This window comes from Streptomyces sp. NPDC004111 (assembly GCF_042874215.1).
Classification (GTDB): Bacteria; Actinomycetota; Actinomycetes; order Streptomycetales; family Streptomycetaceae; genus Streptomyces.
Genome location: NZ_JBIAMU010000017.1, coordinates 101,036 through 121,779, shown reverse-complemented (window position 1 = coordinate 121,779; position 20,744 = coordinate 101,036). Strand labels below are relative to the sequence as shown.

At 73.4% G+C, this 20,744-nt stretch carries 20 protein-coding genes; 7 read left to right on the top strand and 13 right to left on the bottom strand.

Annotated features, from left to right (window positions below; all coding sequences use genetic code 11):
* Positions 1-10: 10 nt before the first annotated feature.
* Positions 11-280, bottom strand: coding sequence for a DUF6332 family protein (locus ACFYVL_RS30300; RefSeq protein WP_389250422.1), 270 nt, complete (start codon positions 278-280; stop codon positions 11-13).
* Between the two features lie 107 nt (positions 281-387).
* Positions 388-1,923 (bottom strand): MFS transporter, encoded by a 1,536-nt coding sequence (locus tag ACFYVL_RS30295; protein ID WP_389250420.1) that lies wholly within the window; start codon positions 1,921-1,923, stop codon positions 388-390.
* 88 nt (positions 1,924-2,011) lie between these two features.
* Between ACFYVL_RS30295 and ACFYVL_RS30290 the strand changes: the two genes are divergently transcribed.
* Positions 2,012-2,449 (top strand): MarR family winged helix-turn-helix transcriptional regulator, encoded by a 438-nt coding sequence (locus ACFYVL_RS30290; RefSeq protein WP_389250418.1) that lies wholly within the window; start codon positions 2,012-2,014, stop codon positions 2,447-2,449.
* A 119-nt stretch (positions 2,450-2,568) separates the two neighbouring features.
* On the opposite strand, the gene ACFYVL_RS30285 is transcribed toward ACFYVL_RS30290, so the two are convergent.
* The 3 genes from ACFYVL_RS30285 to ACFYVL_RS30275 form a co-directional block, all read right to left on the bottom strand.
* Positions 2,569-3,354: a maleylpyruvate isomerase family mycothiol-dependent enzyme gene (locus ACFYVL_RS30285; RefSeq protein ID WP_389250416.1), complete on the bottom strand. Its 786-nt coding sequence runs from the start codon at positions 3,352-3,354 to the stop codon at positions 2,569-2,571.
* Positions 3,351-3,707, bottom strand: a complete 357-nt coding sequence (locus tag ACFYVL_RS30280; RefSeq protein ID WP_389250414.1) for an SCO4225 family membrane protein — start codon at positions 3,705-3,707, stop codon at positions 3,351-3,353. Before ACFYVL_RS30280 ends, ACFYVL_RS30285 begins: the two co-directional genes overlap by 4 nt.
* A 95-nt stretch (positions 3,708-3,802) precedes the next feature.
* On the bottom strand, positions 3,803-5,074 hold the full coding sequence (locus tag ACFYVL_RS30275) for an MFS transporter (protein WP_389250412.1): 1,272 nt from the start codon (positions 5,072-5,074) through the stop codon (positions 3,803-3,805).
* Between the two features lie 67 nt (positions 5,075-5,141).
* Between ACFYVL_RS30275 and ACFYVL_RS30270 the strand changes: the two genes are divergently transcribed.
* The 3 genes from ACFYVL_RS30270 (at position 5,142) to ACFYVL_RS30260 (ending at position 7,554) form a co-directional block, all read left to right on the top strand.
* Entirely contained in the window at positions 5,142-6,377 is a 1,236-nt protein-coding gene (locus tag ACFYVL_RS30270) for an ROK family protein (protein ID WP_389250410.1), read from the top strand.
* 43 nt (positions 6,378-6,420) lie between these two features.
* Positions 6,421-7,041, top strand: a complete 621-nt coding sequence (locus tag ACFYVL_RS30265; RefSeq protein ID WP_389250408.1) for a hypothetical protein — start codon at positions 6,421-6,423, stop codon at positions 7,039-7,041.
* A gap of 183 nt (positions 7,042-7,224) precedes the next feature.
* Positions 7,225-7,554 (top strand): SHOCT domain-containing protein, encoded by a 330-nt coding sequence (locus ACFYVL_RS30260; RefSeq protein WP_389250406.1) that lies wholly within the window; start codon positions 7,225-7,227, stop codon positions 7,552-7,554.
* A gap of 25 nt (positions 7,555-7,579) precedes the next feature.
* On the opposite strand, the gene ACFYVL_RS30255 is transcribed toward ACFYVL_RS30260, so the two are convergent.
* Both ACFYVL_RS30255 and ACFYVL_RS30250 read right to left on the bottom strand, forming a co-directional pair.
* Entirely contained in the window at positions 7,580-8,062 is a 483-nt protein-coding gene (locus ACFYVL_RS30255; protein WP_389250404.1) for an ATP-binding protein, read from the bottom strand.
* Between the two features lie 162 nt (positions 8,063-8,224).
* Positions 8,225-8,509: a hypothetical protein gene (locus tag ACFYVL_RS30250; RefSeq protein WP_389250403.1), complete on the bottom strand. Its 285-nt coding sequence runs from the start codon at positions 8,507-8,509 to the stop codon at positions 8,225-8,227.
* 335 nt (positions 8,510-8,844) lie between these two features.
* On the opposite strand from ACFYVL_RS30250, the gene ACFYVL_RS30245 reads away from it, so the two are divergent.
* A complete protein-coding gene (locus ACFYVL_RS30245; RefSeq protein ID WP_389250401.1) occupies positions 8,845-9,999 on the top strand; it encodes a PLP-dependent cysteine synthase family protein in 1,155 nt (384 codons plus the stop codon).
* 129 nt (positions 10,000-10,128) lie between these two features.
* On the opposite strand, the gene ACFYVL_RS30240 is transcribed toward ACFYVL_RS30245, so the two are convergent.
* Positions 10,129-10,605 (bottom strand): SRPBCC family protein, encoded by a 477-nt coding sequence (locus tag ACFYVL_RS30240; protein WP_389250399.1) that lies wholly within the window; start codon positions 10,603-10,605, stop codon positions 10,129-10,131.
* Between the two features lie 118 nt (positions 10,606-10,723).
* Positions 10,724-11,563 (bottom strand): DeoR/GlpR family DNA-binding transcription regulator, encoded by an 840-nt coding sequence (locus ACFYVL_RS30235; RefSeq protein WP_389250397.1) that lies wholly within the window; start codon positions 11,561-11,563, stop codon positions 10,724-10,726.
* 343 nt (positions 11,564-11,906) lie between these two features.
* Between ACFYVL_RS30235 and ACFYVL_RS30230 the strand changes: the two genes are divergently transcribed.
* Complete coding sequence (locus ACFYVL_RS30230) at positions 11,907-14,279, top strand: hypothetical protein (RefSeq protein WP_389250395.1); 2,373 nt, start codon at positions 11,907-11,909, stop codon at positions 14,277-14,279.
* Here ACFYVL_RS30230 and ACFYVL_RS30225 read toward each other — a convergent pair.
* The 4 genes from ACFYVL_RS30225 to ACFYVL_RS30210 form a co-directional block, all read right to left on the bottom strand.
* A complete protein-coding gene (locus tag ACFYVL_RS30225) occupies positions 14,249-16,666 on the bottom strand; it encodes a right-handed parallel beta-helix repeat-containing protein (RefSeq protein WP_389250393.1) in 2,418 nt (805 codons plus the stop codon). The genes ACFYVL_RS30230 and ACFYVL_RS30225 overlap by 31 nt on opposite strands.
* A 138-nt stretch (positions 16,667-16,804) precedes the next feature.
* Positions 16,805-17,461 (bottom strand): hypothetical protein, encoded by a 657-nt coding sequence (locus ACFYVL_RS30220; protein ID WP_389250391.1) that lies wholly within the window; start codon positions 17,459-17,461, stop codon positions 16,805-16,807.
* Positions 17,462-17,628: 167 nt separating this feature from the next.
* Entirely contained in the window at positions 17,629-18,465 is an 837-nt protein-coding gene (locus tag ACFYVL_RS30215; RefSeq protein WP_389250389.1) for an MOSC domain-containing protein, read from the bottom strand.
* A 100-nt stretch (positions 18,466-18,565) separates the two neighbouring features.
* Positions 18,566-19,126, bottom strand: a complete 561-nt coding sequence (locus tag ACFYVL_RS30210) for a DUF6643 family protein (RefSeq protein ID WP_389250387.1) — start codon at positions 19,124-19,126, stop codon at positions 18,566-18,568.
* A gap of 179 nt (positions 19,127-19,305) precedes the next feature.
* On the opposite strand from ACFYVL_RS30210, the gene ACFYVL_RS30205 reads away from it, so the two are divergent.
* Entirely contained in the window at positions 19,306-20,736 is a 1,431-nt protein-coding gene (locus tag ACFYVL_RS30205) for a TerD family protein (protein ID WP_389250680.1), read from the top strand.
* Positions 20,737-20,744: the final 8 nt, after the last annotated feature.

Here is a 20,744-nt window from a genome sequence, read left to right as displayed (position 1 = left end):
GCCGGATCGGTCAGTCGTGCCGGCCCGGTCCGTTCGGCTGGGTGCCCGGGGCGCCGCGGTACCGCCACAGCACATGGACGACCCGTACGACGAAGACCAGCGGGGCCAGTACGCAGCCCACGACCGTCGCCACCCGGGTCCAGACCGCCGGAGCGCCCAGCAGGTACGGCGGCGCGGCCACCGCCGCGAATGTCACTCCCGCCAGCACGGCGGCGCTCACCAGGGCGTAGCCGATCTCGATCGTCATCGCGTCGCGCTGTGCCTGCGTCCGGGCGGTCATGGGACCGAGTGTCCTTCGCGGTACGGCCGGTGGGCAAGCATCGCTCGCCCACCGGCCGTGTTCCCCCTGCGGCAGTGGCTGCCGTGCGGCGGTGCGCCGCGGTCCGCTCAGGCCCGTTCCCGTACCGCGACGGGGACCGCGGCTTCCTTCCCCACCGGGGCCGGGGCCGATGCCGTCGCGGACACCGTGTCGGCGGACGAGCCCAGCAGGACCAGTGACTGCGACGGGCGTCGGGTGCGCAGCCCGGTGGCCGTGATCAGCAGGCCCGCCAGGGCGATCCCGGTGACCACGATCAGGCCGGGCCGGAAGCTGTCCAGCATCTCCTGCGGGGACGCGGTGCCCGCACCCGCCGTGTCGCCCGCCGTGATGACGGCGGTGACCACGGCGAGGAAGAGCGCGCCGCCGACCTGGAAGGAGGTGTTCAACAGGCCGGAGACCATGCCCTGTTCGTCGTCGTGGACCCCGTTCGTCGCCTGGATGTTGAGGGACGGGATGGCCAGGGCGCAGGCCGCGCCGAGCAGCAGCATCGACGGCAGGACGACGCCCGCGTAGTTCGGGTCGAGTCCGATCCGCAGGAACAGCGCGTAGCCGACGACCAGGGCGAGGAAGCCCGCGGCGACGATCCGCGGGGTGCCGAAGCGGTCGACCACGTCGCCGATCTTCGTCGAGGACAGGGCGACCAGCAGGCCCGCGGGCAGGAAGGCCAGCGCGGTCTGCAGCGCCGACCAGCCGAGCAGCGACTGCATGTACTGGACGACGATGAACTGGAAGCCGACGTACGACCCGAAGAACACCGCGCCGCCGAGCTGGGCCCTGATCTGCGGGCCGGAGCGCAGTACGCCGAGCCTGATCAGCGGACTGCTGCTGCGCTTCTCGATGCGTACGAAGAGGGTGAACAGGACCAGGACCGCCAGGAAGGACAGCAGCGTGCGGGCCGAGCCCCAGCCCGCCTCGGGGGCCTGCACGACGGTGAAGACGAGCAGCAGCATGGTGAGGGTGCCGGTGATCGCGCCCGGCAGGTCGTAGCCGTGCCCGGCGTCGCCGCGGGCGCTCTTCGGGATCAGCCTCAGACCGACGAACAGGGCGATCAGCGCGATCGGCGCGGGCATCAGCATCGTCCAGCGCCAGCTGAACTGGGTGAGCAGCCCCGACAGGACCAGGCCCATCGAGAAACCGGTCGCGGCGCACGTCGTGTAGATGGACAGTGCCCGGTTGCGCTGCGGGCCCTCCGGGAACGTCGTGGTGATGATGGAGAGGCCGGCGGGCGCGGTGAACGCGGCGCTCAGCCCCTTGACGAAGCGGCTGGCGATGAGCAGCGGCCCGGAGTCGACGAGCCCGCCGAGCAGCGAGGCGAGCGCGAAGACGGCCAGCGCGATCAGGAAGACCCGGCGCCTGCCGAGCAGGTCGGCCGCCCGGCCGCCCAGCATCAGCAGTCCGCCGTAGCCGAGGATGTAGCCGCTCACGATCCACTGGAGGGAAGCGGTGGACAGGTGCAGATCGGCGGCGATCGACGGGAGCGAGACGCCGACCATCGAGACGTCGAGGGCATCCAGGAACATCGCGGCGCAGAGCACCAGCAGGGTGCCCCACAGGCGGGGACTCCAACTGGTCTTGGAATCCGGGGTGTTGAGCGCAGTGGTCATGGGCAGCAAATGTACATGCACGTGCATGAGATGCAAGTGCATTTAATTCTTGTGCAACAATCCGCGTACTCTCTGCTAACGTGCGGCCATGGCAGTGAAGAAGCCGGGGATGCAGGACCGCGAACTCGTGGAGGAGTGGCGCGGGGTCCTCGCGCTGCACGCCCGCACGGTGTGCGCGCTCGACAGGGCGTTGCATCCCTTCGGGCTGGGTGCCAGTGACTTCGAGGTGCTGGACGTGCTGGCCGGCGAGGCGGCCGATGCCGCCGGGCAGGGCTCCCCGGCAAACGGCGGCGAGTGCGCGTTCCGGGTCCAGGAGATCGCCGACCGGGTGCATCTGAGTCAGAGCGCGCTGTCCCGGCTGGTGGGCCGCCTGGAGCGGGACGGCCTGGTGACACGTGGCATGTGCGAGAAGGACCGGCGGGGCGTACGGGTCGTGCTGACCCGGAAGGGCCGCGACCTCCACTCCCGGGTGCTGCCGGAGCAACGGGCCGTGCTGGAGCGGATGCTGACGGGCAAGCAGATCTGACGGGCAATCAGGTCTGACGGGCGGAGCGGGGCGGCCGGGTCCGCCGGGTCGGTCGGGCCCGGCGGGCGGCGCGGCGGTCGGGCCCGGCGCACTGCGGGACGATCAGGCCCGGCGGGCGCTTACGACCACGTGATGCCCGACAACTCCCGCCAGGCCGCCGCGAGTCCGGGGTCGCCCGTCAGCTCGACCGCCGCCGTCGGGAGCCGGTTCCACAGCGTCGCGTACAGCACCTCCGCCGGTCCGCTCAGCTCGGTGTCCGCCGGTCCTTCGCCGTCCGGTACGGCGCGGGGCGCGTCGTCCGGCGACAGGTGCACCGTCCACACGGCGTCCGGGTCCGGTCCGTCCGTGGCCCGGATCCGGAGCGTCCCCGGCGCGGCGGTCCTGACCCGGCTGCGCTTGCGCCCGTGGAACGCGGTCAGCAGCTCGTCGATCCCGTCGAGCGCGAACTCCCTTGTGAAGAAGCCGAGTTGACCGGTCAGTGGGTGCCGGACCTCCGGCAGGGCGCCCGCCGCGGACTCCGCGTCCAGCCGGTGGACGGCCGTCTCGTGCGCCTGCCGCCGCGCCCAGAAGGCCAGCGGCGAGGGCGCGGGCAGGAAGGTCCAGCACTCCAGGTCCGGCGGCGCCCCGCGCAGCGCCGCCACCAGGTCCGCGTGCCCCTCCCGGAACCAGGAGATCAGTTCCGCGCCGTCGAGGTCCGGCTCCCCGCCGTCGGGCCGGGCCTCGCGGCGCCCGTGCGCCACGTGGTCGGCGGCCCATCGGTGCACCTTGCCCGTGTGCCGCAGCAGGTCGGCGACCTGCCAGCCGGGGCAGGTGGGCACGGTCGCGTCCGTACCCGCGGACCCGGCGGCAGCGGCCAGCGATTCGCCCTCGCGTGCGAGGCGGTCGAGATGCGCGGTGATCCTCATGCGGCCGATCGTGACACGCCCCGCACGGCGGAGCGCCCGCCGCGCAGAAGAACGCTGAACGATCCGAGCGCGTACGACTGGATCAGTACGGACAGCACGAGCGCCGGGTAGAGGTACGCGGCCGACTCGGCGACCGTGCCCGCGAGCAGGTCACCGCCGATCAGGAACACGAAGACGGCCGGCGCGGCGAGCAGGAACAGCCAGACCCCGGCCGGCGAGGCCCCGCCGCGCGTCACGAAGAGCATGTCGACGGTGACGAACAGCGCGGCCAGGCCGACCAGGGCCAGGTAGCACAGCGATGCGGGATTGCGGAAGGTGCGCTGTACGAGGGCGTGCGTGAGGTGTGCCTTCATCTCGTCCCCCCAGACGGATCGGCGGTTCTTCCCCTGGGGAGACATGGTCCACCCGAGGCACCGATTCCGCCCGGGTGCCGCTGCCGGGCGGCGGGTTATCCGGCCACGTCCGACCGGGCGCCCCGGGCCACCAGCCCGAGAACGGAGGCCGCCGCGGCCAGCACCACCACCGTGGTCAGAGCGATCGGCAGGGTGAACCAGTCGGTGAGGAAGCCGATGGCGGGCGGTCCCAGGAGCATTCCGCCGTAGCCGAGGGTGGAAGCGGTGGCGACCCCGTTCGGCCCCGCCAGCTCGCCCGCCCGGGACACCGCCACGGGGAAGATGTTCGCCAGCCCGAGACCGGTCACCGCGAACCCGGCCAGCGCGAGCCAGAGCGAGGGCGCGAGCGAGCCCAGGACCATGCCGGCGGCGGCGGTCGCACCGCCCGCCACCAGGGTGCGGGTCTGGCCCAGGCGCTCCAGCAGGGTGGTGCCGGTCAGCCTGCCGATGGTCATCGCCAGGGCGAACAGGGAGTATCCGGCGGCGGCCACACCAGGGTGGGCGCCGAGGTCCTGCTGGAGGTGGAGCGGTCCCCAGTCGGCCAGCGCGCCCTCGCCGTAGGCGGTGCACAGGGCGATGACGCCGAACAGGGCGACGGTCCGGCGGGTGGCGGGGGAGGTGCGCGGCGGTGTGCGGGTGGGGGCGGCTGAGGCTGCCGCGAGGTCCGCCGGGTCCGGTGCGGGCGCGGGGTCCGGTGCCGTTCGCGGCAGTTTGCGCGACTCCCGCAGCAGGGACGGGCCCGCCGTCGCGGTGAGCAGCAGGCCCACCGCGGTCAGCAGGGACAGGTGGACGAGCGGCGAGAGGCTGCTCGCGACCAGTGCGCCGAGCCCCGCGCCGAGCATGCCGCCCAGGCTGAACGCGGCGTGGAAGCTCGGCATGATCGGGCGGCGCAGCGCGGTCACCAGGTCGACGGCCGCACTGTTGAGGGCGACGCTCATGCCGCCGTACAGGGCGCCGAAGACCAGCAGGACGAGGCCGAGCGCGAGCGGCGAGTGCGTCAGGGGCGGCAGGGCGATGCTCAGCGAGAGCAGTGCTCCGCAGTAGACGGTGACCCGTGCGCTGCCCAGCCTGTTGCACAGCCGCCCGGTCATCGTCATGGTGACCACCGCGCCCGCGGACACGCCGAGCAGGGCCAGGCCCAGGGCGCTGGCCGAGGCTTCGGTCTGGGCCTTGATGGCCGGGATCCTGACCACCCACCCGGCGAAGACGAACCCGTCGAGGGCGAAGAAGAGGGTCAGCACGGTACGGAGACGGGAGAGGGAGGGTGCGGCGCGGTCGGCGTCCGGTCCTCCCGGTATGGCCGTCCCGACTTTGTTTAGGTTCGGCACAAACGCAGCATAGGGTGATCCTTCCGAACGGGGCAAGACGGTTGCGGGTCGTGGCAGACTCCACCTCATGAACGGCGAGCGGACCACGGTGGCCAGCACGAGAACGAAGTTGGAAAGGGGCAGGGCGGCGCTCGGTCCCGCGCTGGAACTCGTCCACACCGGCCGCGCGCCCACCCGTGCCGTGCTCACCGCCGAACTCGGCGTCACCCGTGCCACCGCCGGCGCCGTCGCCGCGGAGCTGGAGGCCCTCGGGCTGATCCGGGTCGACTCCCGCCCCGCCGCCGCCGGATCGCAGGGCCGCCCCTCGCACCGGCTGACCGTGGACGACACGGGCCCCGTCGTGCTCGCCGCCCAGGTGCACTCCGACGGCTACCGGGCCGCCCTGGTCGGGATCGGCGGCCGGATCGTGGCCACCGCGCCCGGCTGCGCGGTCATCGACGAGGACCCGGCCCAGGTCATCGGCGCCGTCGTGGACGCGGGCGCACAGCTCCTGCGGGAGAGCGGGCGCCGCTGCGTCGGAGCCGGTCTCGCCGTTCCCTCCGCCGTCGCCGAACCCGAGGGCCTGGCGCTCAAGCCCCTGCACATCGCCTGGCCCCCCGGCGCCCCGGCCCGCGAGATCTTCGCCCGGCGCATCGCCGCCGCGGGCATCGAGGGCCCCGCCTTCACCGGCAACGACGTCAACCTCGCCGCCCTGGCCGAGCACCGCCACGGGGCCGGCCGCGGCGCCAAGCACCTGCTGTGCGTCGCCACCGGACACCGCGGCGTCGGCGGCGCACTCGTCCTCGACGGCCGCCTGCACAGCGGGAGTTCGGGCCTCGCCCTGGAAGTGGGCCACCTCAATGTGAACCCGGAGGGCCGGGCCTGCCACTGCGGCAGCCGCGGCTGCCTCGACGTGGAGACCGACCCGCTGGCCTTCCTGGTGGCGGCCGGCCGGACGCCGGGCCCCGAGGTCTCACTGCTCCAGCAGTCCAAGGACCTGCTCCGCGAGGAGTACGCCGACCTCGCGGTACGGGCGGCGGCGGAGGCACTCGTCGACCGGCTGGGCCTGGGCCTCGCGGGCCTGGTCAACATCCTCAACCCGGACCGGATCGTCCTCGGCGGGCTGCACCAGGCGCTCCTGGCCGCCGAACCGGACCGGCTGCGCGCGGTGGTCGCCGACCGCAGCCTGTGGGGGCGCAGCGGGGGAGTGCCCATCCTGCCCTGCACCCTCGACCACAACTCCCTCGTCGGAGCCGCCGAACTGGCCTGGCAGCCGGTGCTGGACGACCCGCTGCGCGGCCTCGCGGCGGGGGCCGGCGTCTGAAATCCGGAGGGCCAAAGGGAAGTTGCTTGCTACCGTCCGCCCCATGAAGATCACCCCTGCCGATGTGCGCCTCGCCGCCGACCTCGCCATCGCCACCCTCGACCGGGCCCGGGACGCGGACTGGAGCGTCAAGGCCGGTCCGCTCGACTGGGACTGCTGGGAGACCGCCGAGCACCTGATCGACGACCTGTTCTCCTACGCGGTCCAACTGGCCTCGGAGCGCACCGACATCGACGTTCCGTTCCGCTACACCCAGGAGACCCCCGGCTCGCCCCACAACGCCGTGCGCGCCGAGCGCGAGGCCGGCGTGCCGGGGCTGCTGCTCGCCCTGGAGGCGTCGGCCGGGCTGCTGACCGCCGTCACCACCGTCAAGCCCCCCGAGGCCAGGGCGCACCACACCTTCGGCGTGGCGGACCCCGAGGGCTTCGCCGCCATGGGAGTGGTGGAGACCCTGGTGCACACCGACGACCTGGCGAGCGGACTTGGCATCGGAGACAGCTGGCAGCCGCCCGCCGACCTGTGCGCGCGCGTCCTGCACCGCCTCTTCCCCGACGTCCCCGCGGACACCCCGCCGTGGCCCACCCTGCTGTGGGCCACCGGGCGCGGCGAACTCCCCGGCCACGAGCGCCGCGGCAAGTGGCGTTGGTACAGCGAACCGCGCTGAGCGGCCCGGTGGCACCGGTACGGCCAACCGCGCCGAGCGGCCCGGAGCAGCCGCCGCCCTCTCCCGTACTCCCCGGGAGGTACGCCGACAGCAGCCGACCGCACGACGCCCCGGGCACCCTCCCCGCGCCACTCTCGGTAGCAGCAGAGCACCACCCCACCGCTACCGAGGAGCTGAACCGACATGAACACCCTGGCCATCGCGGGCGGGCCCGGCCCCTGGATCCTGCTCTTCCCGCTGTTCTGGGCGGCAGCCGTCATCGGCGTGATCACCCTGCTGCGCCGCACCGTGTGGCGCGGACGGGGCCGCGGCCGTGGCCCCTGGCAGGGCGGACCGCCGTGGCAGGGCGGCCACCAGCGCGGTCATGGCGAGCAGTCGCCCATCACCGTGCTCGGCCGGCGTTTCGCGACCGGCGAGATCGACGAGGACGAGTACTGGCGCAGGCTCTCCGTGCTGGACGAGCAGTTCGGCACCACCCAGGGGCCGCTCAAGGGCAAGAACGGCATGGCCTGAGGGAACGGGGTCCGGCGCGGCCCGGTCAGCCCACGGGGGCGGACCGGACCTGCGCCGGACGTTTCTTGCGTTCGTGCCCCGGGTGCGACACCGGGTCCGGCGCGGGTGCGGGGCAGGGCGCGGGCAGGGCGAACCAGACGGTCTTGCCGTCCGCGCCCTTGGGGCGCACGCCCCAGCTCTCGCTGACCGCCTCGATGAGGGACAGACCGCGACCGCCCGTGTCGAACGGCTCCGCCGCACGCACGGTGGGCAGCCGGGGGTCGTGGTCGTGGACGGACACCGTGAGCCGGTCGAAGAGCAGCTCGATCTCCACGGTGCACGTCTTGTCCGGCTCGGCGTGCCGGTGGACGTTGGTCAGCAGCTCGGTGACACCGAGCGCGGCCTGGTCGATCAAGACGTCCAGATGCCAGTAGCGCAATTGCGCCGAAACGATCCTGCGGACCTGGCCGATCCGCGACGGCAGGGCTTGCAGCTCCACCGTGCAGTGCCTGCTGGGCTGGCTGGTCACGGCTGCGACTCCCCGATTGAGGTCGGAAGGCTGTCGAAGACGATCCGGTTCTGACGGGTACGAACCGGGCGGCGGGCTGGATCGCAGCGTCACCGCACACGCACCCTGGGTGAGATATCGCCAGGGTGGCCCAGCGGGTACCGCTCCGCAACTTGCGTCGCTTCAGCCATGTGCGCCGCGCAGCGAGGCGAGGCGGCGGCCGTCGGCCTCCGGCATGGTCAGCCGGTAGCGGATGCCGTTCAACCGGGCGACCATGCGCCCGTCCCCCGTGAAGAACCAGGGCCGTGCCGCGGTGACCGACCCCAGCGGGGCACTGTCGATCACCTGACCGTCGCTCCTCAGCAGGGCCAGTACGCCGTCCCTGACGACGACCTGCCCCGCCCTCGTGAGTGAGCGCGGCCACCTTTCTATCCGTACGCCCAGCACGCTGAAATCGGGCTCCGGCATTGCCTGTTCGCCCCCTTCCTGTGAGATCCCGGCTGTTGCCTGCCCCCCGTGTCGGTCCCCGTGTCCGACCCCGTTCTGCTGCGCAGTGTGCATGGGGGAAGGCGCACGCACCAGGGGGAACGGTGCACCGGTGGGCGCATGTCGACGGTTGCGCCCCCGCAGGCACCCAAGGGTTGACACAAGGGAGCCCTTTAGCAACCCAAAGTGAACGTTTGTGCAGGTGGGAGGCTTAAAATGGCCTGTGCGGGATCACCGTGCCGCTTGCTCATGCCAACGGCACAGCATCCGCACACGGACCTACGCAATCCCACGGAACAGCACGAGGAGCGGCGCGGATGAACACCATCGACCCGGCAGGACACGGCGGCGGTGTCACGGCCGCCCCGCCCACCGCCGTACCCACCGTCGACGTGGACCGCAGCGACCCGGCGTACCGCGCCTGGCTCAAAGAGGCCGTCCGGAAGGTGCAGGCCGATGCCAACCGGTCGGCCGACACCCATCTGCTGCGCTTCCCCTTGCCCGAGGCATGGGGCATCGACCTGTACCTCAAGGACGAGTCCACGCATCCGACAGGCAGTCTCAAGCACCGGCTCGCCCGCTCGTTGTTCCTGTACGGGCTGTGCAACGGCTGGATCCGGCCGGGTCGCCCCGTGATCGAGGCGTCCAGCGGTTCCACCGCGGTCTCCGAGGCGTACTTCGCCAAGCTGATCGGGGTGCCGTTCATCGCGGTGATGCCGCGCACGACGAGCGCCGAGAAGATCCGCCTCATCGAGTTCCACGGCGGCCGGTGCCACTTCGTGGACGACTCGCGCAAGATGTACGAGGAGTCGGCCAGCCTCGCGGCGGAGACCGGCGGCCACTACATGGACCAGTTCACCTACGCCGAGCGGGCCACCGACTGGCGCGGCAACAACAACATCGCCGAGTCGATCTACCAGCAGATGAAACTGGAGCGCTATCCCGAGCCCAGCTGGATCGTCGCGACGGCGGGCACCGGCGGCACCTCCGCCACCATCGCGCGCTACGTCCACTACATGCAGTACGACACCTTCATCTGCGTCCCCGACCCGGAGAACTCCTGCTTCTTCGACGGCTGGACGCACCACGACCCGCTCGCCACCAGCGACTGCGGCTCACGCATCGAGGGCATCGGCCGGCCGCGCATGGAGCCGTCGTTCGTGACCGGCGCCGTCGACCGGATGATGAAGGTCCCGGACGCGGCGAGCGTGGCGGCGGTCCGGGCCCTGGACGCGGCGCTCGGCCGCAAGGCGGGCGGCTCCACCGGCACCGGCCTGTGGAGCGCGCTGAAGATCGTCGCGGAGATGGTCGAGCAGGGCCGCACCGGCAGTGTGGTCACCCTGATCTGCGACCCGGGTGACCGTTACCTCGACAAGTACTACTCGGACGAGTGGCTGGCCGAGCAGGGGCTCGACATCGCCCCGTACGCGACGGCCATCGAGCAGTTCCTGGAGACGGGCGTCTGGCCCTGACCCCGCTGCGTTCGGCGCCGATCGGCCTGGTGGTGAGCAGTCCGTACGGCAGCCCGCCCCGCTGGGGACCGCCCCCGCGGCCGGCCGCCCGTGCCGTCGGCCGGCCGGGCGGCCCCGCCCACGGCGCGGCTACTTCCCCCTGCTGTCGGCCAGCCGGGCGTCCAGCGCCCGCACCGCGTCGCGGAACGCGCGCCCCACCCCGGGGCGCGCCGCCCGCAGCAGGAGGCGCAGCGGTGCGGGCCCGTCGATCGCCATCGTCCACTGCACCCGCGTCGCCGCACCGGTCGGCCAGATCCGCCAGTCCTCCAGCATGGCCCGCACGCCGGGCGCGCTGGAGATGTCGATCCGGTACGCGTAGCGCTTCGAGGGCTCGGCGGCCAGCACCGTCTCCATGAACTTGGTGCCGCCCCGCAGATGCACCTCGCGCCCCTGCTCGGTGGGCCGGGCGAACGTCACCGCGGAGAACCAGCACGGCCAGTCGCCGGTCTCCTCGGCCAGCGCCCGGTACACGTCCTCCGGCGGTGCGGAGACCTCACCGGCGAAGACCAGGCGGACGGGAGCGGACTCGGCGAAGTCGAGCCCGACGTCCTTCAGATGGCGGATCATGCGAGGTGCACCTCCGGATCGGCGGACGGCCGCGCGGTGCACCGGTGCCCGGCACCTGCTGCGCCCGCGCCGGGCACCCACGGCACCATGCGTACGCGCAAAGGTAATTGACTGGCTGTCAGTTGTCCTTGCGGTCCGCCGGATCGACGGTTTCCCCGGCCACCACCAGACCCGGAAGATGCTCCGCCATCTCCTCGCGGGCCGCGGCCGGCAGCCCCTGGTCCGTCACGAACGTGTCCACCTGGCCCAGCGTCGCGAACGAACTCAGGCCCACCGTGCCCCACTTGGTGTGGTCCGCGACCACCACCACCCGGCGGGCCGAACCCACCAGGCGCCGGTTGGTCTCCGCCTCCGCGAGGTTCGGCGTGGAGAGACCCGCCTCCACCGATATCCCGTGCACCCCGAGGAACAGCACGTCGAAGTGGAGCGAGCCGATCGCCTGGTCCGCGACCGGGCCCACCAGGGAGTCCGACGGCGTCCGCACCCCGCCGGTGAGCACCACCGTGGCCGCCCCGCCGCCCTCGCCGACCGCCTGCCGCGCGGTGTGGAACACATCGGCCACCCGCACCGAGTTGGTCACCACCGTCAGGTCCGGCACCTCCAGCAGATGCCGGGCCAGGGCGTACGTCGTGGTGCCCCCCGACAGCGCCACCGCGCTGCCCGGCACGGCCATCGCCGCGGCGGCCCGCGCGATGTCCTCCTTGGCGGACAGCTCCAGCGCCGACTTCGCCTCGAACCCCGGCTCGTGGGTGCTCGCCTCGGTGACCGGCACCGCCCCGCCGTGCACCTTCTCGATCACGCCCTGCCGGGCCAGTGCGTCGAGATCGCGGCGGACCGTCATGTCGGACACGTTCAGCCGCCGGGTCAGTTCGTTGACCCGCACCCCGCCGCGCCGCCGCACCTCGTCGAGGATGAGGGCGCGCCGTTGTTCCGCGAGCAGGTTCTGATTCTCGGTCACTGCGGGCCCGGTCCTTCTTCTGGTCGTGAGAGGCGGCAAGGGCTGCTCATCCTCCCATGGGGCGCGGCGTGTCTCCACGGGTGGTACGGACGGCCACCGGTGGGGCGGACGGTGTGTGTGCGGTGGAGGCGACTTGCGAAGAATGTACGACGGACTGGGCAGGAGGGCCCGCGTCCGGGATCCTGAAACCCCGTCGTGCAAGCCCCATGGCAACCGTGTCGTGCAAGCCCGCCGCGCCCCGTCGCACCGGCCCGGCGCCGTCCCCTCGTGCAAGCCCCTCCGCGGCCCGCCGCGGGGGTCCGGCCGCGCACGCCGCCGTACGTCCGCGAGAAGCGAGCCCGAAGTGTCCCCATCCCCCTCCCCGGCCGCCCCCGACGGCCCCGCGCCCGCACTCGAACTGCTCGTCCACGGCGTGGGCGGCGCCACCCCCGAGGAGATGCTCGGCGACCCCCGCACCGTCCAGGTCAGCGGGGACCGCACCGCCGCCCTGTTCCGCCGCACCGAGGACGTGGACGCCGAGAACCGGCCCGCCGACTACCGCGACAAGCCGATCCCCGAGGCGTACGTCTGGTCCAACCTCACCTCGGGCAACGGCATCCGGGCCCTGTGGCTCCTGCTGCTCCCCTTCATGGTGGTCAACCTCGCCCACTGGATGCGCCCCACCACCGACGGGCACCCGCGCACCATAAGGCTCTACGGCGTACTGGTCCGCCTCGTGGCCGTCAGCCTCACCTTCCTGCTGGTCGGCGCCGCCTGCGAGGTCGCCCTCGACCTGACCGCCTGGCAGTGCGGCGGCTCCGCGTCCTGCTCGGGCAAGAAGTCCTGGCTGGGCTTCCTGTCCGCAGCGCACGGCGGCTGGTGGAGCCAGCCCGGCCGCCGGATCGCCCTCGCCGCCGTGGTGCCCGCCGCCCTCACCGGCCTGCTCTGGTACCTCTCGCACCGCACCTGGAGCGCCTACGAGTCCCAGCAGCCGCTGCCCTTCAGCGCCGACGACACCGAGTCCGCGGGCGGCCCCGCCCTCGGCCGCCCCGGCTTCTGGTACGGGCGCAGGCTGGTCGCCCGGCTGCGCGGCGCGCACACCGCCGCCGGATTCCTCACCGTCGCCGCCGCGCTCACCGTGGGCACCGCCGCATACGACCGCTCGGCCGGCAACGCCCTGCTGGACGCCTTCGGCTGGGCGCTCCAGGTGGTGCTCGCCGCCGGCGGGGTCGTCGTCGTCTGGTCGATCTGCCGGCGCGGGCGCAGCGAGAGCCGCTTCGACCTGTCCCTGGACCGGGCCCTGACCACCCTGTTCCCCGCACTGGCGCTCGGCGCGCTCGTGCTGGCCGCGCTGTACGCGGGCTGGTCCCGGCCCGACTGGCAGTCCTCCGGCCAACTCGCGGGCGGGCCCAGGGGGTTCGGGATCCTGGCGCTGGCCCAGCTGGTCCTCGTGCTGATCCTCGCCGCCGTCGCGCTGTTCCTGCACCGCCAGGCCCCCGTCGCCCGCACCGCGGTGCGCGGCCTCGGCGGGCCCGCCGTCGCCATGCTGGCCTGCTCGCTCGGCGGCGTGATGTCGGGCGGCGTCGCCCAGCGGGTGGCCGACTGGCTCGACGGACCGGGCACCCCCGGCATGGCCACCGGCCCCGCCGACACGGTCACGGGTCCGCCGGTCCTGCTGACCTGGCAGGCCTCCGTCATCCCGCCGACCCTGCTGGTGCTGCTCCTGCTGGCCCTCCGCTACGGCTTCCGCACCTGGCGCACCCGCAACGCGCTGGCCCCCGTCGTCGAGGCCGACTACCCGGACGCGGTCCCCGATCCGGTGCGCACCCGCCGCATCGCGCTGGCCCGCGCCGCCGCCGCGCTCACCGACTTCGCCCCGCGCATGATCGCCGTCCTGTCCGGCGCCGCGCTGCTGCTGGGCGCCGTCGCCCTGCTCGGCGCCTACCTCTACGACGAGGTCCCCGGCCGGGCCGCCCGGGACATGCCGGCCCCCGTCGAGGCGCTCACCCACACCTCGCAGTCCCTCGGCTCCTGGCTGATCGGCTTCGGGTTCCTGCTGTTCGTCACCTGGGGCAGGCGCGCCTACCGCGACCCCAAGGCGCGCCGCACCATAGGGATCCTGTGGGACGTCGGCACGTTCTGGCCGCGCGCCGCGCACCCCTTCGCCCCGCCCTGCTACGCGGAACGCGCCGTCCCCGACCTCACCTGGCGGATGGCCACCTGGACCGAGCGCACCGGCGGCCGGCTCGTCATCTCCGGCCACTCCCAGGGCAGTGTGCTCTCCGCCGCCGCCGTCTGGCAGCTCCCGCCGCGCACCCGCCACCGGGTCGCCCTGCTCACCTACGGAGCCCCGCTGGAGCGGCTGTACGGGCGCTGGTTCCCCGCCTACTTCGGCCCCTCCAGCCTGCGCGGCCTGCACGACGAGGTCGACTGCTGGCGCAACCTCTGGCGGCACACCGACCCGATCGGAGGTCCCGTGCAGGTCGTCCCCGACGAGGGCTGTCATCCGGTCGACCACGCCCCGCTGCTCGACCCGCTCGCCTACGGCCGCACCCGTGAACAGCCGCTGCCCGCCCCGATACTCGGCCACTCCGAGTACCAGGCCGACCCCGAGTTCGCCATCGAGCGGGACAAGCTGCTGGCCCGGCTGCCGGAACCGGATCTGCCCCGGCAGAACACCGGTCCGGCGCCCGACGGCGAGCCCCGTCAGGGCAGTTCGGGCAGGTCGTCCGGGTAGAGCAGGGTCAGGTCGTCCGTGGACACCTCGGTGAACTGGGCGACCCGGCCGGCGTGCCGCTCCACCATCGACTCGAAGGTCTGCCGGGCGGTGCGCCCGTTGCCGAACGCGGGCCCCTTGGGCAGCGCCGTGAAGTACTTCAGCAGCGCCTCCGGGGTGCCCGTGCCCAGCCGGTACTCGTGGTCGTCGGCCTGCTGCTCCACGATCCGCAGCAGTTCGTCCGGCTCGTAGTCGGAGAAGGTGATGGTCCGTGAGAAACGGGACGCGACACCGGGGTTGACGGTCAAGAAGCGCTCCATCTCCGCCGTGTAGCCCGCGACGATCACCACGACGGCGTCGCGGTGGTCCTCCATCAGCTTCACCAGCGTGTCGATGGCCTCCTTGCCGAAGTCCCGCCCCGAGTCCTCCGGCGAGAGCGCGTACGCCTCGTCGATGAACAGCACCCCGCCGCGCGCCCTCTCGAACGCCTCCTGGGTGCGGATCGCGGTGGACCCGATGTGCTCGCCGACCAGGTCGACCCGGGACACCTCCACCAGGTGCCCGCGCTCCAGCACCCCGAGGGAGGCCAGGATCTCGCCGTACAGCCGGGCCACCGTCGTCTTGCCGGTGCCGGGGGAGCCGGTGAAGACCAGGTGGCGGCGGACCGAGGCCGCCTTGAGGCCGGCCTCCTGGCGGCGGCGCCCGACCTCGATCATGTCGGTGAGGGCGCGCACCTCCTTCTTCACGCTGTCCAGGCCCACCAGCGCGTCGAGTTCGCCGAGCACGGCCTGCGACTCGCGCGCGGGCCCGCCGTCGTCCACCGGCGCCGCCGTCGCCGTGGTGGTGGGCGGCTGCACGGGGATCCGGGAGAGCAGCCCGGGGGACTGGGTGGCGGTCATGGTCACCGGCGGCGGCTCGGCGGCGGCCGTCGCCGCCCGCACCCCGCTCTCGTCGCTGGTGCAGTCCTCGGCGACGGGCCCGTCCTCGGGGAACTCGTAACCGCCGCGCGCGCAGCGCTCCGTGCGGCACCGGGTCAGGGTCGTGCGGCAGCCGTCCATGACGTGGAAGCCGTAGCCGCTGCTGCCGGTCACCCGGCAGTTGTGGAAGGTGCCGCGCCCCTCGGCGGACACGTAGAAGCCGGACTCGGCTGGGGAGGTGACGGTGCACCGTTCTATCCGGGGGTCGGCGCCCTTGGTGACGATGACGCCCGTCTGCACGTCGTCGATGGCGCAGCCCGCCAGGGTGCCGCCGCTGCCGTGGTCGCGGAACCAGGCGCCGGTGGACGCATCCTTGATGCGGCAGTCGTCGAGCTGGGCGACGGCCCCGTCGCTCACCGAGACGGCCGTGTTGCGGACCTGGGTGAGATCGCTGTCCACCACGTCCGCGCGCGAGCCCCGGTCCAGCACGAAGATGGCGTCCGGTACGTCGTGCACCCGGCAGGAGTCCAGGACGACGGTGGCGCCGTCGCTGACCCAGACCGCCGGGTAGTCGCCCGTGCTGTCGTGGATCTCGCACCCGTTGGCGTCCACCCGGGTCCCCGGGTCCCACACCGAGAGCCCGTTGCGGCCGAAGCGGCGCACGGTGGAGCGCGACAGCGTCAGCACCGCACGGCCGCGCAGATCGAGGGCGTTCTCCGGAATGTCGTGGATGTCGCAGTCGGCCAGCGTGAGCACCGCGTCCGTGTCCAGGGTCACCCCGTCCGCGGACGTCCGGTGCACGGAGCAGTCGGTGAGGTGCCCGGCGGCGCGCGCGGTTACCTGCACGCCGGTGCCCTTGATCTCGTACACCTCGCAGCCGATCGCCTCGACGGCGCTGCCCTCGCCGGTCACCGCGAGCCCGGAGCCCGACGTGTGGTGGATCCGGCAGCGCTCCAGCCGGGGGTGCGCCCCGCCGCCGACCGACACCCCGGCCTGCCCCGCGGCGAGCACCTCGCACTCCTCGAAGAGGCCGCCCGCGCCTTCCAGCACGCCGATGCCGACACCGCCCGGGTTGTCGATGGTGCAGCGCCGCACCGTCGGTCTGGCCGCGCCCCGCACCTCGATGCCCACCGCGGACCGGGTCACGATGCGCAGCCCGGTCAGCTCGGGGGTGCCGTCCTCGACGAGCAGCGCCGGCGCCGCCGAGTCCTGCCCCTCCAGGCACAGTTCCTGGACGACGGCGGAGGCGCGCACCGTCAGCGCGACGCCGTCGGCCGGCGCGATCCGCACCGAACCGGGGGCGCCCTCCGGGGCGCGCAGCGTCACCGCGCGCCGGACGACGAGGTTCTCCCGGTAGGTGCCGGGGGCGATCGTGAGGACGTCGCCGTCCCCCGCGGCCTCCAGGGCAGCGGCGAGGGAGTCGTACTCACCTGTGCGGCGCCGCCACCTGGAAGTTCCCGCGTGCGTCACCTGGACCGTGCCCTGTGCCATGGCGTTGCCGTGCCCCCACCTCGTACGTCCCGCGAATCGCTTCGATCTCGCTGCACCACCGTAGCGCGCGGGGGGAGCGGGAGTTGACCGGTCCGCACAGCCTCGGCGGCCGGTGGGGTCGTGGCGTCGCGCGCCCGCTCAGCCGCCGGTGCCCGTGCGCCCCCATTCGGGACCGACCTCCGCCCACTCCCGGTCCAGCCGCGCGTACCGCCGCCGGGCGAGCCGACGTACGACCAGCCGCCTGGCGCCGTGCGCCAGTGCGGCCGGAACCACGGCGGCGCCCAGTCCGATCAGCGCGGCCTGGGCGGCGGCCGTGCCGCTGTCCACGGGTCGGTTCACCAGCCTGCCGCGGTCGTCGGTCCACAGCGGTACGGTGTCGCCCGCCTCGGCCGCCCTGCGCAGCGTGGTGGCCCGCCCGGTGTGCTCCCGGCCGTCGTGCCCCGTCCAGCGGGCCAGCACCGACACCGGGCCGGGGTACCCGGTGCTCACCGCGACCCCGCCGTCCGCGGTCCGCTCGCGCACGGCACGCAGCACCACCCCGGTCGTCGCGTGCCGTTCCCGGTGCTGGACGCGCACCTCGTGCTGGAGCCGGGCGTCCGCGCGCAGCCCGACGAACAGTCCGGCGAGCGGGGCGACGAGCACGATCACCAGCACGGCGACCAGCGCCACCCAGGCCTCCGCCCGGTCGGTCGGGCGGCACAGCGGACTCCCGCGCCAGCGCCAGACCCCCGAGGCCGTGCCCCGCCCGGCCCCGTGGCCCCTGCCGTCCCGTACCGGCCTCTCCGCTCCTCGCACAGCTCCGCGCCCCTTCCGCGTCCGCCGCCCCAGGAGCGGCCCGCGCAACGACGAGTTCCCACCCGGAGCGGGACTCATTCGGCCCGGCCGGGAACGGACCTGCCGGGTGGCGGGTACGCGACGTGGGGACCTCCGGCGGAACGCGGGCGCGGCGTGGCGCGGGGCAGCTAGGAGGTGTGCACCGTCACCGGGTCGCCGATCCGCAGCACGCCGGTGTTCTCCGGCACCACGTTCTGCCCGAAGACCAGCCGCTTGCCGAACCTGCGGTGCCTGGCCAGCGTGCGCAGCGGCTCCTTGCCGCGCTCCGCGGTGGCCTGGTCGGTGGTGGTCACGATGCAGCGCCCGCTCGGTTTGGCCACCCGGAAGGACACCTCGCCGACGACGATGCGCCGCCAGTCGTCCTCCGCCCACGCCTCGGTGCCGGCCAGCACCAGATTCGGCCGGAACCGGTTCATCGGGAGAGGGCCCTCCTGCGGCGGACCGCCCTGGGCGATCAGCGAGTTGAGGGCGTCCAGCGAGGCCAGTGTGGTGACCAGCAGCGGGAACCCGTCGGCGAAGCTGACCGTCTCACCGGCGTGTGCGAAGTCCGGGTCGACGGGGCGGCGGTGCGCCGGGTCGTCCATGTGCAGCAGCCGGGCCCCGGTGCCCAGATAGCCGCTCAGCCAGGCGTCCGCCGCCGGACCCGCGGGCACCGCCTCGTACTTGCTGCCGAAGAGGTGGACCGGATCCGTGCCCACCGGCTCCGGAACGGCCACGTCCAGCGGGTCCAGGCCGGGCGCGGACAGCCGGACCGCGCCGCCCGGCAGCGCCCGTGCGCGGGCCAACGCGAGCCGCGGCTGCTCGCGTTGGGTGAGCGCCCTGCCCTCCGCGTCGGTGACCAGCCAGCGGCGGTCCCCGGCGGGACCCCAGGGCTCGATCGCGGTCTCCGGCGGCGCGAAGCCCCCCAGCGCCTTGACCGGATAGACATGCAGCGCGTGCACCGACGCGTGAACAGAGTTGGCCATGTGATCCATTTTGCCAGCACGACCGACAGCGGGCCCGAACATTTGCCCGAGCCCGCTCATGCCCCCTGTGCGCGTCGTAGCGCGTCCCGCCCGTCGAGTGTCAGTAGCCCCCGCCGCCCTGTTGGTACTGGCGGTTGTACGGATCCTCGTACGGCGCGCCGGCCTGTGCGGGGCGCGGGGCCACGGGGCGCATCGCCTCGTACCCGCCCGGGGCGACCGGGCGCTGCGGCTGCTGGCCCGTGGGGGCCACCGGCCGCTGGGGCTGCGGGCGCTGCGGCTGCATCTGCTGGGCGGCCGGGTAGCCGCGGGGCGGCGTCCCCTGCTGCGGGATGTAGGGCACCGGTGCCTGCTGGAGCTGCGGCACGGGAGCCTGCTGGAGGTGCGGCGCCTGCTGGTACTGCTGCATCGGCGCGGGCTGTTGCGCGGCGGGCTGCGGGTAGCCGTACCCGGGCTGCGGGTGGGACGGTGCGGCGGGCAGCGCGGGAAGGGCCGAAGGGAGGGCCGGCAGGTAGCTGTTGCCGGTGTCGTACATGGCGGGCACCCGGATCGGGGCGATCTGGGGCGTGCCCCGCTCGGCGACCAGGGAGTCGTAGATCGGGGTGTCCGGGAAGGACGTGGCGGAGTAGTAGCCGCCGCCATATGTGGCGCGGGGGGAGGTCATGGCACATAAGTTAAGCCCAAGATGTTCTGGAAGGGGAGCCCGATAAGAGGGTTGTTTTGCGTGGTGTGAGTGGCCCTGGGTCACTAATCAGAGCGAACTTGGGAAAATCGGTCGTCTTGTAGCGTTCGGATCGTGTAAGGAACGGTCCATTTCGACTCGTGTTGGGGGCGAGCATGTCCATGCTTAAAGGAACCAATGTGCCGGTGCCGGCGCAGTCCGTACGGGTCGAGGTCGGGCGCGTGTCCGGCCCCGGAGTGCCGGAGGTGGACGCCTCCGCACTGCTGCTGACCGGCGGCCGGGTGCGCTCCGACGCCGACTTCGTCTTCTACAACCAGCCCGCCCACGCCTCGGGCGCCGTCCGCCACGAGGGCAAGCAGTCCGGCACGGGCGGGGTGGTCACCGAGACCCTGGCCGTCGACCTCGCGCGCGTGGAGAGCGCCGTGGAGACCGTCGTGCTCGCCGCCTCCGCCGACGGCGGCAACTTCGGCCAGGTGCCCGGCCTGTACGTACGCGTCCTGGACACCGCCAACGGAGCGGAGATCGCCCGCTTCGACAGCCGGGACGCCACCGTCGAGACCGCGTTCGTGCTCGGCGAGCTCTACCGGCGCCAGGGCGCCTGGAAGTTCCGGGCGGTGGGCCAGGGCTACAGCAGCGGACTCGAAGGGCTCGCCACCGACTTCGGCATCACGGTCGACGAACCGCAGCACGCGCCGCAGCCCGCCGCGCCGCCGCAGGCCCCGCAGCCGCAGCAGCCGCGTCCGCCGCAGGCCCCGCAGCCCGTGCCGCCCTCGCAGCAGGACACCCAGCCCTACCCGGCGCCCCTCGCCCCGCCCCCGGCCCCCACCCCGGCGGCCCCGCCCGTCGGCTCCGCGACCGAGCCGCCCCCGGCGGCTCCTGTCTGGCCGTCGGCCCCGGTGCCGTCGCACGCCACCCCGCCGCCCGCCGCACCTGCCCCCGCCGCCCCGGCGCCCGTACGGCTGAGCAAGGTCACGCTCACCAAGGCGTCCCCGACCGTCTCCCTGGCCAAGCAGGGCGGCACCGGCGGTGCCATGCGCGTCAACCTCAACTGGGAGTCGCGCAAGCAGTTCAAGGGCTGGGGCAGCAAGCTCGGCCGCGCCATGGCCGTCCACTCCGACCTCGACCTCGACCTGTGCGCCCTGTACGAACTCACCGACGGCCGCAAGGGCGTGGTGCAGGCGCTGGGCAACGCGTTCGGCTCGCTCCACCAGCCGCCGTACATCCTCCTCGACGGCGACGACCGCACCGGCGCGGTCTCCACCGGCGAGAACCTCACCGTCAACCTCGACCACAAGGCCCAACTGCGCCGCGTGCTCATCTTCGTGACGATCTACGAGGGCGCCCGCTCCTTCGCCGACCTGCACGCCACGGTCACCCTCACCCCGCAGAACGGTGCCCCCATCGACTTCTCCCTCGACGAGTGCACCGTGCCCTCCACCGTCGCCGCCCTCGCGATGATCAGCTACGAGAACGGCGACCTGACGGTCCGCCGGGAGGCCCAGTACCTGGTGCCGCAGCGCGGCGTCAGCCCGCAGCGCACCGTCGACCAGGCCTACGGCTGGGGCATGAACTGGACCCCCGGGCGGAAGTAGCCCCCGCC